12 protein-coding genes and 1 pseudogene are annotated in these 12,588 nt (G+C 67.6%); 7 read left to right on the top strand and 6 right to left on the bottom strand.

All coding sequences use genetic code 11. The annotated features are described in order from the left end of the window. Nucleotides 1–4: 4 nt before the first annotated feature. Both EKG83_RS09820 and EKG83_RS09815 read right to left on the bottom strand, forming a co-directional pair. Nucleotides 5–1,363 carry a glycosyltransferase gene (locus EKG83_RS09820; protein ID WP_033433663.1) on the bottom strand — a complete coding sequence of 453 codons (1,359 nt, stop codon included), beginning with the start codon at nt 1,361–1,363 and terminating at the stop codon, nt 5–7. Nucleotides 1,364–1,384: 21 nt separating this feature from the next. Continuing rightward, nucleotides 1,385–2,524, bottom strand: a complete 1,140-nt coding sequence (locus tag EKG83_RS09815) for a radical SAM protein (RefSeq protein WP_228122546.1) — start codon at nt 2,522–2,524, stop codon at nt 1,385–1,387. A gap of 1,166 nt (nt 2,525–3,690) precedes the next feature. Between EKG83_RS09815 and EKG83_RS09810 the strand changes: the two genes are divergently transcribed. Together EKG83_RS09810 and EKG83_RS49535 are read left to right on the top strand one after the other, a co-directional pair. After that, nucleotides 3,691–3,966: an IS110 family transposase gene (locus EKG83_RS09810; RefSeq protein ID WP_228122846.1), complete on the top strand. Its 276-nt coding sequence runs from the start codon at nt 3,691–3,693 to the stop codon at nt 3,964–3,966. Between the two features lie 218 nt (nt 3,967–4,184). After that, nucleotides 4,185–4,505, top strand: a pseudogene (locus EKG83_RS49535) (transposase); the annotation flags it as partial. A 464-nt stretch (nt 4,506–4,969) separates the two neighbouring features. On the opposite strand, the gene EKG83_RS47585 reads toward EKG83_RS49535, so the two are convergent. Both EKG83_RS47585 and EKG83_RS47580 read right to left on the bottom strand, forming a co-directional pair. Continuing rightward, nucleotides 4,970–5,392: a site-specific integrase gene (locus EKG83_RS47585; protein WP_248782430.1), complete on the bottom strand. Its 423-nt coding sequence runs from the start codon at nt 5,390–5,392 to the stop codon at nt 4,970–4,972. Nucleotides 5,393–5,400: 8 nt separating this feature from the next. Next, nucleotides 5,401–6,345: a hypothetical protein gene (locus EKG83_RS47580; RefSeq protein ID WP_051766527.1), complete on the bottom strand. Its 945-nt coding sequence runs from the start codon at nt 6,343–6,345 to the stop codon at nt 5,401–5,403. A gap of 562 nt (nt 6,346–6,907) precedes the next feature. Here EKG83_RS47580 and EKG83_RS09795 point away from each other — a divergent pair. From EKG83_RS09795 to EKG83_RS09775, 5 genes are read left to right on the top strand one after another with little or no spacing between them, the layout of a single operon-like run. Then, the gene (locus EKG83_RS09795; protein WP_033433662.1) at nt 6,908–7,138 is read left to right on the top strand and encodes a hypothetical protein; all 231 of its coding nucleotides are present in this window, start codon (nt 6,908–6,910) and stop codon (nt 7,136–7,138) included. Next, on the top strand, nt 7,135–7,764 hold the full coding sequence (locus EKG83_RS09790) for a helix-turn-helix domain-containing protein (protein WP_051766526.1): 630 nt from the start codon (nt 7,135–7,137) through the stop codon (nt 7,762–7,764). The genes EKG83_RS09795 and EKG83_RS09790 overlap by 4 nt, the downstream gene beginning before the upstream one ends. Then, the gene (locus tag EKG83_RS09785) at nt 7,761–7,967 is read left to right on the top strand and encodes a hypothetical protein (RefSeq protein WP_153277971.1); all 207 of its coding nucleotides are present in this window, start codon (nt 7,761–7,763) and stop codon (nt 7,965–7,967) included. Before EKG83_RS09790 ends, EKG83_RS09785 begins: the two co-directional genes overlap by 4 nt. Further along, the gene (locus tag EKG83_RS09780) at nt 7,964–8,950 is read left to right on the top strand and encodes a hypothetical protein (protein WP_033433660.1); all 987 of its coding nucleotides are present in this window, start codon (nt 7,964–7,966) and stop codon (nt 8,948–8,950) included. Before EKG83_RS09785 ends, EKG83_RS09780 begins: the two co-directional genes overlap by 4 nt. Continuing rightward, nucleotides 8,947–11,103: a cell division protein FtsK gene (locus EKG83_RS09775; protein ID WP_153277970.1), complete on the top strand. Its 2,157-nt coding sequence runs from the start codon at nt 8,947–8,949 to the stop codon at nt 11,101–11,103. Before EKG83_RS09780 ends, EKG83_RS09775 begins: the two co-directional genes overlap by 4 nt. A gap of 420 nt (nt 11,104–11,523) precedes the next feature. Here EKG83_RS09775 and EKG83_RS09770 read toward each other — a convergent pair whose 3' ends face one another. Both EKG83_RS09770 and EKG83_RS09765 read right to left on the bottom strand, forming a co-directional pair. Beyond that, nucleotides 11,524–11,715 carry a hypothetical protein gene (locus EKG83_RS09770; RefSeq protein ID WP_153277969.1) on the bottom strand — a complete coding sequence of 64 codons (192 nt, stop codon included), beginning with the start codon at nt 11,713–11,715 and terminating at the stop codon, nt 11,524–11,526. Nucleotides 11,716–12,006: 291 nt separating this feature from the next. Next, nucleotides 12,007–12,471, bottom strand: a complete 465-nt coding sequence (locus tag EKG83_RS09765) for a very short patch repair endonuclease (RefSeq protein ID WP_033433693.1) — start codon at nt 12,469–12,471, stop codon at nt 12,007–12,009. Nucleotides 12,472–12,588 lie beyond the last annotated feature (117 nt).

The following is a 12,588-nucleotide window of genomic DNA, read 5'->3' as shown; positions in this document are numbered from 1 at the left end:
TTCGTCAGTACCCGACCGGAAGCACCCGCACCGCGACCGCCTCCGCAGTCCGCGTGGTTTCACACGCTAGACCGAAGTCGCGCACGGCCGCCGCGAGCCATTCGGCGTCCTCGACGAACCGCGGCACGCTCCGGTCGAGGCCCGGGCTCGACTCCAGGCCCGCGACATTCGCGTCGTGTGCCGCGGTCGCCACGAAGATCGGAAACTGCGAGACGCGCCTGGCTTCGCCGAGTGCCTCCGACACGTGGTGCCAAGGCAGTGCGCGCCACACATCGAGGTTGATCACATTGCGGAACGTGTTGTCCTGGTGCAGGAACTGCGTGCCACAGAAACTCGGCACGGCGGGATCACGCCAGTCCACAAGAGACGAGCGCAGTTGCGGCGCAATACCGCGCCACCCAGCGACCCTGCCGATTCCCAGAAGCCACGAGTCGCCCGACTCGACGTCGCCCACCCAACGTTCGATCTCCGGCAGTTCCGGGAGGACGGCGTCGTGCGGCAACGCTTCGGTGAGTTCCTCGATCATCATGATGCGCAAACACTCGAGCAACGGAGTCGCGAACTTGTGCCCCTCCCAGTGGAACGACTTGTAGCTCTGGTGCAGCTTCTCCTGGTTCGACTTCAAGTCGCCGAAGTTCCTGACGAAGTCACGCAGGTGCGGGACGTGCACCGAGCCCGCCTGCGGAGACCACTTCATCGTCTGCCCCCCGGACAACACCTCCCGGATCCTGAACCCGAACTCGAGGTCTTCCAACCCCCAGCCGACCAGCTCCTCGTTGAAGCCCCCCGCCGCCTTGGCGATGTCCGTCCGCACGGCGATGTTGTGGCTGTAGAAGAAGAAGTAGCCGATCCTGCGGAAGTTGGCTTGGATCACCGGCTGGTCGATGTCGGGTACCCGGAGATCACGCTCCGCCTGCTCGTGCAACGCCGCGAAGGTGGTGGGCGAGTCGTGGTCGAGCGGCACCGGGGTCGTCAAGGAACGGACCCGGCGCTCTCGCCGTGAGCCGAGGCTCACCGCGACGTCAGGGTCGGCGAGCACCTCGAGGTGGCGTCGCACCAGGTCCCGGTCCGGCAGCGTGTCACCGTCGAGGATGAGCACCGCAGGCTCTCGCACAGCTTCGATGCCGCAGTTCCTCGCCTTGCCCCTGCTCACCGGCTTCTCGATGCGGAGGTACTCGATCGAGAGCTTGGAGGCGTAGTCGTCGACGACGGGGCGGAGTGGTTCGGCGCTACCGTTGTCGACGACGACGACGCGGAACCTGTCCTGGCCGATGTCCTGCTCGGTCAGCCGTTCGAGGATCAACTGCAGACGCTTGTGCCGATTGTACTCGAGGACGACGACCGCGATTTCATTCCTGGACATTAAACAAACCCTCTCGAGGCTCTAGACTTGCTCGAATTCGACGCTCAGGTGGTTGAGTATCGCTTCGGGGTCGGCGAGTTCCCGTTCCCTCAGTTCGCGGACCTCGTCGGCCAGGGCGCTCGACACGAATTCCTCCACCGGCAGACACAAGTCCATCCGCTGGATGCACACACCCGTCAGGTAGCGACCGTCGGTGGATCGGTAGAGACGAAGCCCGTAATACCCTTCCTCGCACGTGGCGGGGTCACGGAAGCGGCATGTCGCACAGGTTTTTGAAAGCCTGGTCGGACGGATCTTCTTGAAGTAGGCGGTGCGCCCGTTCGGCAGGACATATTCCGTCCGGTAACCGGATGCCCCAGCGGTCGCGTGGTGCGCGACCGGCCTGGCGCCGAGTTCGTCGAGCACCTGGTTGATGCTTCGGATGGACTCCATGCCGTCGCCGAGTGAGTTCAGCAGGCGAATGGAGAGTTGATCCGAGTACGCCTCGAAGAGGCGGTGCACCCGCGGTATGTGGGTCCGATCGGGCACGACGATATTCGCACTGACCCTCACGCCGTGCGTCAAGGCAGCGTCAATCGTTCGTTCCAGCGCCTCGATCTTCTTCGCAGCCAGGCGGACGTCCCGGAAGCGCTCTTCCTGGACCTCGGCGAGTTCCTCCGGGGTCGTCCCGAAGATGCTCAGGTTGACGCGGTCGAGACCCGCCTTCGCGCAGGCCCTCATCACCCGTTCGCCGTTCTCACCGTTCGAGGTCATGCAGACGCGGTAACCGGCCGCTGCGCCCAGTGCGACGATGTCGGCGATAGTCGGGTGCAGGGTCGGCTCGCCGCCTGTGAGGTGAAGCTCGTCGAGATCCAGGCCGGCGGCCATCGACTCCAGCGCCTGCCGCAGGTCCTCGTCCGCGCGCATCGTCGCGGCGAGGAAATCCACCCCATTGCGACCGAGATAAATGGACGACCTCCCGGAACGCCCCGACGCAAGGAAAGTGCGCGAGCTCCGACCCCGATTGTCGACCGTGACCGGCGTGCCTTCGTTGTGACAGAAGGTACAGGTCAGACCGCAGGAGTCCGTTACCTTGGCGCGCAGGGTCCGGTCCGGCTTGATGGTAACCGGAATGCCGCCGACTTGCAGAGTTCTCGCTGAATCTGCCCAGCGTGAATACACTGAACTACCCCCCGAAGCAACTTGCTTACGCGCAGACGGCACAGCCGTGCGCACAGATATGACCAGCCCTCAACGGACCGATCTATTGTCCCCCGATAGATGACGGTGACACACCATGCAAACACCGTCAGTCACCACCGTAGCGGCGTCACCGATGAGCAGAAAGATCAGTTCGTGTGACATGCATCACCGCCGAAAACAATCCGGATCTCCGAAAGTTTTTCGTGAGTCGATCATGCACGGAGACTGGCAACATTGGGCGTAGTGCACAGAAATAATGCTCCGAAACTTTTCGGCGATTGATCATGCTTCTGCCGGAACCAGTCCGCCGCACCTCCCGCACCCCGGTTGCCTGCGGCGACGACCTGCGCGGCTACCGGATCTACGGGGTGAACCAAGAGGTGGGGCACTTCCTCGGGCTCGGCCACCGGCGACGCCGCGTATGCCGCTCGTCAAGAGTCCTGGGCGACGACGAGAACACCGTCCGGATGCTGTGGTCGTCGTCCGCCCCGCGGGCCGTACGTTGGGCCGCAGGCGCTACGACGCTGTCGCCGAGGCTGCTATGGACGGCGATCGTCTCCTGTGGACGGTGACCTGCCAGGTGCACGCGGGCGACCCGGGCCGGCCTCGAACTCGTGGCCGATCCACCGGCGGAGGTGCTCGCCCGTGGTGTTGCTGAGGCTCCGACAGCGGAAGAGTCCACCGAGTGTGGAATCTCTGCTACCTCACGGTTGGTCGCCGGTCACAGCAGCCGCGCCGGTAGGTCGTCGGCGTACACCAGTTTTCGCATGGTCAAGTAGGCGTGTTGAGCTCCGCGCCGAGCGGAGGCAGGGTTCGACATCACCGACCGTCCGCTCATCTGGTCCTGTTGACTGGTGCCACGGCCGATGCCAAACCAGGCTCGATCGAGATGTTGGGCGGGACGCTCTCTCATCGGCTGTCCACCTGCGTATGCGGCGGTGTGGCTCATCTATGACGTGTGTCGCGCCGGGCATCGAGGCGGGGTTGTGACTCAAGAGGGGTCCGTCCAGTTCGAAGTAGCGTTGCCCTCCCGTCTGTCAGGTGCCCTGAACAGGCGAGGAGCCGATGTGAGTCCCGTGGTCATCGGTGTCGACCCGCACAAGCACCCGGGCACGACCGAGATCATCGACGACCCGTAACGAACCATCGGACAAGGACAGTTCGGCACCGACAACGGTAGCTACCGACGGATGCTTGAAGAAGGACGCAACCGGCCGGCCATGGTTTGGACGGTCGAGGGTTGCAACGGTGTTGGCAAGCCCCTGGCGCAGCGCCTCGTCGCCGACGGTGAACCGGTCGTAGACGTGCCCGCGAAGCTCGCAGCGCGGGCACGGGTGTTCGGCACGCGACAGGCACGCAAGACCGACACCACCGACGCCCGCTCGATCGCCCTGGTCGCACTGCGCACCGGCGCGGCCTGAACCGTGTCGTCGCCGACGACCACACCGGGGCCCTGCAGCTGCTGGTCGACCGGCGCGACGAACTCGCACCGACACGGTGAACCGCCTGCGCAAGCTGCTGACCGAGCTGATTCCCGACGCCGAGAAGTTCCTGTCCGCGCCCCAGGCACGCGCTCTGCTCACCGGCGTCCCGCCCGCGGGACGTAGTTGACAAGACCCTACGACAGCTCGCCGCCGAATTGATCTCGGAACTGGCCACGATCGACCGGAAGACGACCTCCGCCAACAAGCACCCGCCGAACTACTCGACACGGCTGGCAGCGACCTGTGCAAACTCTACGACATCGGTTCGTCCAGCCGCCAGGATCCTCGGCGACGTCGGCGACATCAGCCGCCTCCCCGACCGCGGACGATTCGCTAGCTGGAACGGCACCGCGCCTATCGACGCCTCCAGCGGTGACCAACGCCGACATCGCCTCTCCCAGGCTGGCAACCACCCCGCATCAACCGCGTCCTGCACATCATGGCCAATGTGCAACTCCGCCACGACATCCAGGTGTCGCGCCTACTACCGGCGCAAACTCGCCGACGGCAACTCATCCTGCGAAGCCATCCGCAGCCTCAGGAACACCCCCGCGTGCGCGGGATCGAGAGCGACAAGGACATCGAGCAAGAGAAGTTGGACGGAACACCCCCGCGTGCGCGGGGTCGAGGCTTCGCGACCAGCGGCTTTACGAACCAAAACAGCGTTTCTCATTCACTTCGTTTTTGTTGATCGTCCGCTGCTCGGCTCCCATGCATCCACGGTCCCATATGCCGTCGGCTGCACTGATCGCAGGGCGGGCGGCGACGTGTCTTGCCTCTACGATCGTCCGACGCCGGGTGAGCGCCCCTCCCCTGTTGGTGAACTTGCTCGTCATGCAGGTTCTGTGTCGGTGTCCGGTGTGCGTTGCCCGCTACACCGTCGGCGCCTTCCGAGAAGTACACGGAAGGGCGTGGGTCCGTGTCGCTGTCGACTGCATGTTCAGGCCGCAGGCAGCGCCGGGGATGGCCATGGGGTTGCGGTGTGGCTGGTGGTGAGTTGGAGCCCGGTCAGGGCGTCGGTCCACCGCTTCCGCAGGGCGTGGAGGAGGCGGTGTTCGACTTCGGGGGCGACGTGGGAGTAGATCTCCTGGATCTTGTCGGGGAGTTTGTGGCCGAGGCGGCGGGCTTGGGCGACTTCGGGGATGCCGTCGGCGATGAGCCAGGTTTTGTGGCTGTGGCGGAAGCCGTGGAAGGTCAGGCCGGGTTTGACCGGGTTGAGGCGGATGGCGGGGTTGTAGCGGTGGCGGTTGCCGTCGGCCGCGGGGCGCATGGCGCGGCGGGAGTAGTTGGAGCGGCGCAGCAGCTGGTGGTCAGCGGTGGCGAAGACGTGGGGGTGGTCGTGGGTGTCGAGGTGGTGGCGCAGTAGGTCGATCAGGAACGGGGGCAGGGTGATGGTGCGGGCGGACTCGGGGGTTTGGGTGGGCCGAGTTCGAGCTGTCCGTCGACTTCATGGAGGGCGCCGATGTCGGGGGCGACGACGAGGCAGCCGTCGTCGAGGTGGGTGTTGATGCGTTGGAGTCCGGCGAGTTCGCCCCAGCGGGCGCCGGTCCAGGCGGCGGTGATGTCCAGGACGCCGGCCCAGTTGCCGACCAGGCCGGCGAAGTGGGTCTCCAGGCCCGAGACGCCGTCGTCGGTCAGTTCCTCGCCGTAGCGCAGCATCAGGTGCAGCGCCATCTCCTCCGCCGGACACGTCGGTCGCGGCCACCGGCCCGTCGCCAGATCGGCGGCCAGGTCGTCGAAGGCGCGGGCCGCCCGCCGTCGCCAGATCGCGTCCTGGCGCCAGGTGATCCGCGGGAACTCGTCGAACACCGACCAGGTGCCGTCGTCGGGGTCCACCGGGTCGTCGCCGTGGGTGGTCACGTCGTCGTAGGCGTGGTCGGCCAGCAGTCCGGCCATGCCCCACAGCACCGCCGCCGTGCGCGGTGTGACGTAATCGGACGCGCAGTCCCCGCAGTCCGCGGTACCGCATCCGCACACGGCGAACAGGGAGGCGAAGTCCGGCCACGACGGGATCGGACGATCGTGCTCGTCCACCTCGGCGACCTGGCACTCGGAGCCGGAGACCTCCACCCCGTCGACCTCGACCATCAGGAAGGGGTCGACCACCTCCAGCAGGGCGGCCTCGACATCACCGCGCACCACTTCCCGCTCGTCGGCGCGCACCTGTTCGAGGGTCTGCCCGGTGTCGTCCAGGCAGTAGTCGGCCTGGTCGATGCGACGCAGCGCGGCCGGTTCCAACGCCGCGGGATCGGTGACCTCGATCAGGACCTCGGCCGTCACCTTCAGCCTGCGCCCGGTCGCGTCGGTTCCGGTCATCCGGCGAGCCTACGACGCCGCTCAGGACAGGCAGGGGCGGTTGACGGACCTTGAGGATGGTTCACCCCACCGGGTGATGTTTGGCGTCGGTTGGGCGGATTCACCCGTTCGAGGCGACCCCACTTGGCGTTGGTCAAAGATCGGGAGCCGCCCGCTCCCGATTTCGCTCCTATACACCGTTCACCAAGATCGGAAAGTTACCGTCCCGTGACCAACCAAAGATCATCGCGAACACACGAAAAAGCCCGCTGACCTGGGCAAACTTTCCAAGCCAGCGGGCTTCTTCAGACCGTCGGGACGACAGGATTTGAACCTGCGACCCCTTGACCCCCAGCGGGACAAGGGGTGTCCACAGTGGTCCTGTCGGGTCCGTTGTGGCTGGTCGAGTCCGACGGCAGTCCAGGTCAGGGCCTCCAGTCCGGCCCCGTCCAACAGGTCCGTGAGATGCCTGTGAGACGGGACCCGAGCACCAGAGGTCCTGTTCACGATGAACACCACCCCCTCCCCCACCTCAACTACGCCGCTCCAACGACCACCGCGGCGCCTTCGCCCGCCCTTCGACATGGAGGACAGCGGGCCCGTCGACAGCCAGCAGCCGGGCGAGACCACTGACCGGCGGCGCACTCGTCGCCACGCCGACCGCGTCATCGCTCTCCTGGAGCCGCTGGACGGTGTCGAACTGGGTGAGCACGACCGGCGGGTCATCGAGTGGCTGGCTACCCATGACACCTCGGTGGTCGGCACCGTCGCCAGCCTCCTCTACCGCGCCCGCGCCGTGGACGGTGCCTGGTGAGCGTCGAAGCCATCAGCTGGGCGCTCAACCACGCCCCCATCCCCACCGACCGCAAGGATGCCTCGACGCTGGCGATCACGCTGATCGCGCTCGCCAACCACGCCGGTCCCGACGGCCGCGACGCGTTCCCGTCGGTCGAGCGGATGATGCGCTACACCCGCCTGTCCCGACGGACCATCCAGCGTTCGCTGCGGTCGCTGGAGGAGTTGGGCCTGATCAAGCCGGGCAACACGCACGTGCGCGACGCCAAGATCCCGGAAGCCAACTCGCGGCCCCAGGTCTACAACCTCGCGCTGTCCACCAGGTTGTCCACAGCCCCTGACGAGAGGCGTCAGGATGACGCCCCCCTGACCAGCAGGGGGCGTCAGCAGAAGCGCCTGGGGGCGTCAGCAGCGACCAGCGGGGGCGTCACCACGACGCCCAAACCGTCCTTCAACCGTCCAGATAACCGTCCCGCGCCGAGCGCGCCCCCTACCGGGCGCTCGGCGGTGCCACCGGTGTGCGGGCAGTGCGACGCCCGCGACTCCGACCCGGTCAGCGCCCGCGTCCTGTGGCTGGACGAGGACCGCACGCGGTCGGTGCCGTGCCCGCGCTGCGCGCCGCAGCGAAACGGGGGTGCCCGATGAGCCGGGTGCACCTCTTCTACAAGGAGCCGCCGAGCATCGCGCACCCCAACGGCTGGCGCTCCTCGCCGCACTGCCTGGAGGACCGGACCACCGCAGAGCGGCTGCGCGACGCCACCAACCTGCTGTCTGGCCGCAGCGCCACCGCGCGCCGCACCTGGCACATCGTGGACTGCCCCGGCGACGACTGCGGAGTGCAGCGATGAACACCTCCACGCCCTTCCCCGAGCCGAACGACGACGACGTGGAGCGCGCCGTGGCCGAGCTGGAGAACTACGTCGCCGCCCACGCCCCGGCCGCAGCCGACCCGGCTCCACCCGCTGCCGCACCGGCCACCAAGCGGGTCCGCGACCTCCGTGCCGAGGTCGACGAGGCCCACCTCCTGCTGGAGTTGCAGGCCGACGCCGCGCCGCTGCTGGTGGACACCGACCGGGTCCGGCGCAGCCGCAAACGCGCCGCCGAAGCCGCCCGCCTCCACGCCCTCGCCCAAGACCCGGCCGCACGGGCCTGGCAGGCATCACGGGTGCGCCTGGTGCTCACCGCCGCAGCGCTGACGGCACTGGTCGGGGCACTGGCGTGGTCCACCACCGGCGTTCACCACACGCTCACCCTGGGCATGGTCGAACGCACCGCCGCATGGTGGGGCGCCTGGGCGGTGGAGCCCGTGATCTCGACGGTGCTGCTGGTGGTCGTCGGCGCGCGGGCGTTCCTGGCGACCCGCGGCCGGGTGCTGCACCACCCGCACCTGGCGGTGGTCGAGTACGGCGCGTTGACGGTGACGCTGACCCTCAACGTGTGGCCGTACCTGCCGTGGGTGTCGGTGCCGTGGGCACGGTTCGACCCGATGCAACTCCTCGCCCACGCCATCGGCCCACTGGTCGCGGTCGGCGCCGTGGCGGTGCTGCCGATCATCTGGACAGCGTTCGCCGACCTCGACCACGGCCTACCGGTAGGCCCTACTCCTACCCCCACCAGCCCCGAGTACAGGCAAAACACGCCTGGCACCGCAGCAGCACAGCGCGGGACCACCGGCGACCGAGTGGCCCTACTGGTAGACCGCGCCCGCTGGATGATCGCCGCCGGCCACCTGTCCGCCGACCCATCCGCCACGCGACTGCGGGAGGCGCTGGGGTGCGGAACCGACACGGCCCGCGAGGTCCGTGATGCCCTCCGCAGGAGTGCTGCATGAGCCTGACGATGCAGGGCGACAGGGGCGGCGAGTTGATTCCGTTCCCGAACGCCCCCGTCGAGGGGAACGCCGAGGACGCAGGTGCGGTGGAAGCAACCGCACCTGCCTTGGACGGCGAGCTGATCACCGAAGCCGAGTACCAGCGTTCTCGCGTCCGCCGCCTGGCCGAGTCGGCGGTGTCCCGCCTGCCCACTCAGTGGCAGACCCCCGAGTCCGCCCGCCAGGCCGGGGTTGAACTGGTGAACCAAGCGCTGCTGGTGCCGATGCGCTACTCGGCGGCGGTCGGGCGCGGCCTGGCGGTGTCGGCCCGCGCCTGGTGGGCTTGGGTACGGGTGACGGACTTCTACGAGGCGTCCAAGGCCGCCGACCGGCTGGCCGACAAGTGGCAGGAGATCGCCGTCGTGCGCCGCCGTCGAGGCGTGATCTCCCTGGTGGGGATGAGCGCGGCCAGCCTTGCCGGCCTGGTCGCCGAACTGGCTGTCGGCTCCTTGCCGCTGCTGGTCACTGCTGGCGCGATGTCTGCGGTCTTGGCGGCGGCCGGTCGAAGCCGGGAGGGCGCGGGTGGACGCAGCACCCGCTTGGGCTCCCGGTCGCTGGCGTGGCTGATGAACGGCGACCACCTGGTCACCGCGTTCCGCGACGCCAAGCTGATCGGCCGCGACGAGTCGCTGATGCTGGTCAAGGCCCCGCGCCACGACGGCGCCGGATGGGCGCTGACACTCGACCTGCCACCGTCGCGCAAGGCGTCCGACGTGATCGGCAGGCGGGAAGCCCTGGCCTCGGCGCTGGCGGTGGACGAGGTGCGGCTGATCGTGGAACGCGTCCGGGGCGACGACGGCCACGCCGGACGGCTGGCGCTGTGGGTGGGCGACGCCGACCCGTACGCCACCGACCCGATCCCCAGCCCGCTCGCGTCGGCGCCGAGCTGGGACCTGTGGCAGCCAGTACCCTTCGGCACCACCGCCCGCGGTGCGACCGTGAACTTGCCGGTGGTGTGGACTTCCCTGCTGATCGGTGCGATCCCTCGCCAAGGCAAGACGTTCGTCGCCCGCCTCCCGCTCACCGCCGCGGCGTTGGACCCTCACGTGCGGCTGATCATCGCCGACGGCAAGGGCGGCAAGGACTTCCGACCGTTCGAACAGGTGGCACACCGCTTCATCCGAGGCTCCCGGGAGGCCGACGCCCGCCGGCTGATCAGCGTGCTGGAGGAGTGCGCGGCGGACGTGGCCGACCGGTTCGACCGGCTCGCCGAGATGGACGACGAACTGTGCCCCGAGTCCAAGGTCACCCCGGAGATCACCCGCGACCCAACCCACCGAATGCCGCTGACCGTGATCGGCATCGATGAGGTCCAGAACTTCCTCGGCCTCGACGTGCCACTGGACGATGACAACCCCAAGGGCAAGAAGGTGGGCGCACGCATCTGCGAACTCCTGACCTACATCGCCAAGACCGGTCCGGCCGCGGGCTACTCGCTGGTCCTGGCTACCCAGAAGCCGGACGCCCAGGTCATCCCGGACGGGCTGCGCGGCCAGCTCGGGACGCGATTCGCGCTGAAGACCATGACCTGGCAGGCATCGGAGACCATCCTCGGCGCTGGCACCTACAAGGCCGGCATGGACGCCTCCAAGCTGCTGACCAGCCACAAGGGCGTCGGCCTGCTGCTGGGTGCCGACGGTGAGACCGAGCTGTCAGCCAGGGAGGCGGTCACGGTGCGCACGCACCTGCTGCACATCACCGCGATCCGCGCCGCTTGCGAACGCGGCCGAGTGCTGCGCGAGCAGGCCGGGACGCTGACCGGGGACGCCTCCGGAGAGCACGACCTGGCGGTGCTCGATCCGACGGCAGCCGCACGCCTGACCACCGAGGTCGCCACCGCCACCGCCGGTACACCAGAACTCACAGGTGCCGAGCCGGGACGCGAACCACCGGAAGTGCTGACGCTGCTGGCCAACGTGATCAGCGAAGACGAGCACGGCCTGGTAGCTCGATCGGAGCTGGCCGGGCGCATCGGTTGGGAGGTCAAGGCGTTCGGTGAGGCACTGCGCGCCGCCGGAGTTCCCTCAGCGGGCAAGCGACGGATGCCGGGCCACGACAACCCGGTCAGCGTGGCCGACCTGGACACGATCCGCGCCGCCATCCACGGCAGCTGAGGCCGGAACGGGGTCGGCACAGTTGTGCCGACCCCACTTGGCTGTTCAACCCTGCAGGGACGATAAGAAAAGGTTCTGATCTGCTCGAACAGGTCTTGTTCCGGTCTTGCCGGAGCAACTGCAGTTGCTCCGGCACCTTCCTGCAGACCTGTCGAAGGTCTCTCGTTCCAACCCTCCGGAACATCGCTGGAGGTGGGCACAGGGAGTCCGCACCCACCTCCAACTCACCGCCGCCCCATACTGCGCTACCACTGGTGAAAGCTCCGATCCTCGTGCAGTAGCCGGGACTTCTGCGTCGGCACCGCTGGCTCAGGTGGCAACGCCCGTAGCGACGCGGATCCGGAGCACAGCTGAACAACCTCGCGGTCTGCAGCTCGACACATCTGTCCGGTCTGCTGAGTCAAGCACCGGTTGTGGCATTCACGAGGAACCAGGAACACCCTCGTCGAACACCTCGCGCGACTCTACGTCGCCCATGCCCTTGTCGGACCGCAACGAGTTGTCCTCGATGGGCCCGGTCGGCGCGAGCGCACTCCACACCGCACAGGCAATGGCGTACTCACGGGTATTCACGTGAGCGGGGAACAGGACTTCGAGACGTCGGACGTTCACCTGCTTCACTGTGCCCGTGGACCACTGGCCACACGATCCCTCAGCTGGGCGACGCAGAACGGGTGATGTGACCAGCGGTCCCGTTGAGGAGTTCTCGCCGTCTCGGCGAGTGCAGAACCCGTGGGACTGCGTGCAACCTAAGCCTGATAGCAGCAGCTACCACCGCCTCAACCGCACCAGAATTCATGACACCGCCCATTCCCGAGCCAAGTCGTCGACCGAGGATCCGCGAGCCGCGCTGCTGGCCTCAGCAAGCGGTGCGCAGGCGCCATCAGAAAGTCAAGCCCGATGTCATCCTCCCCCTATCTGCGCATGTGTGGTGCGCATCGCGACCAGACCGCGTATGCGCTCCGCAGCTTCTGCGGGATTTTCGTGCTCCCACACCCTGACCACCAACCACCCGGCTGCGGTCAACCGGGCGTCCGTGTCGCGGTCGCGCAACACGACGCCCCGCAACTTCAGCCGCCACCACGTGCGGTTGGCTCTCGGGAGTTGACCGTGTACCGGACAGGAGTGCCAGAAGCACCCATCGACGAACAGGGCGATCTGCGCACCGCGCAGCAGGATGTCAACGCGCCTGCGGCGATCCGTCCCGGGCGGAGCGCGATCCACGACGAAGCGCAGACCCAGGCGGTGAAGCGCACTGCGCAACGCCAGCTCGGGCCGCGTGCCGGACCGCTTCATGCGGCGCAGCACCTTCGCGGTGGCCTGGCGTGTTGCAGGAGGTGCCGGCCCAGGATCGAGGTAGGTGTACACGCCCTCATGTTGCCTGTGACCCCCGACAACCTGGCCCACCTCGACATCGGTCGACATGACTTCGCGGATACCGACCGCTTGCGAAATGAGGGCGGTCTCAGGGTTGCCCCGCATGGC

The sequence above is a fragment of the Saccharothrix syringae genome, from assembly GCF_009498035.1.
Classification (GTDB): domain Bacteria; phylum Actinomycetota; class Actinomycetes; order Mycobacteriales; family Pseudonocardiaceae; genus Actinosynnema; species Actinosynnema syringae.
The sequence above is the reverse complement of the archived record's forward strand: the minus strand, read 5'-3'. Positions and strand labels throughout refer to the sequence as shown.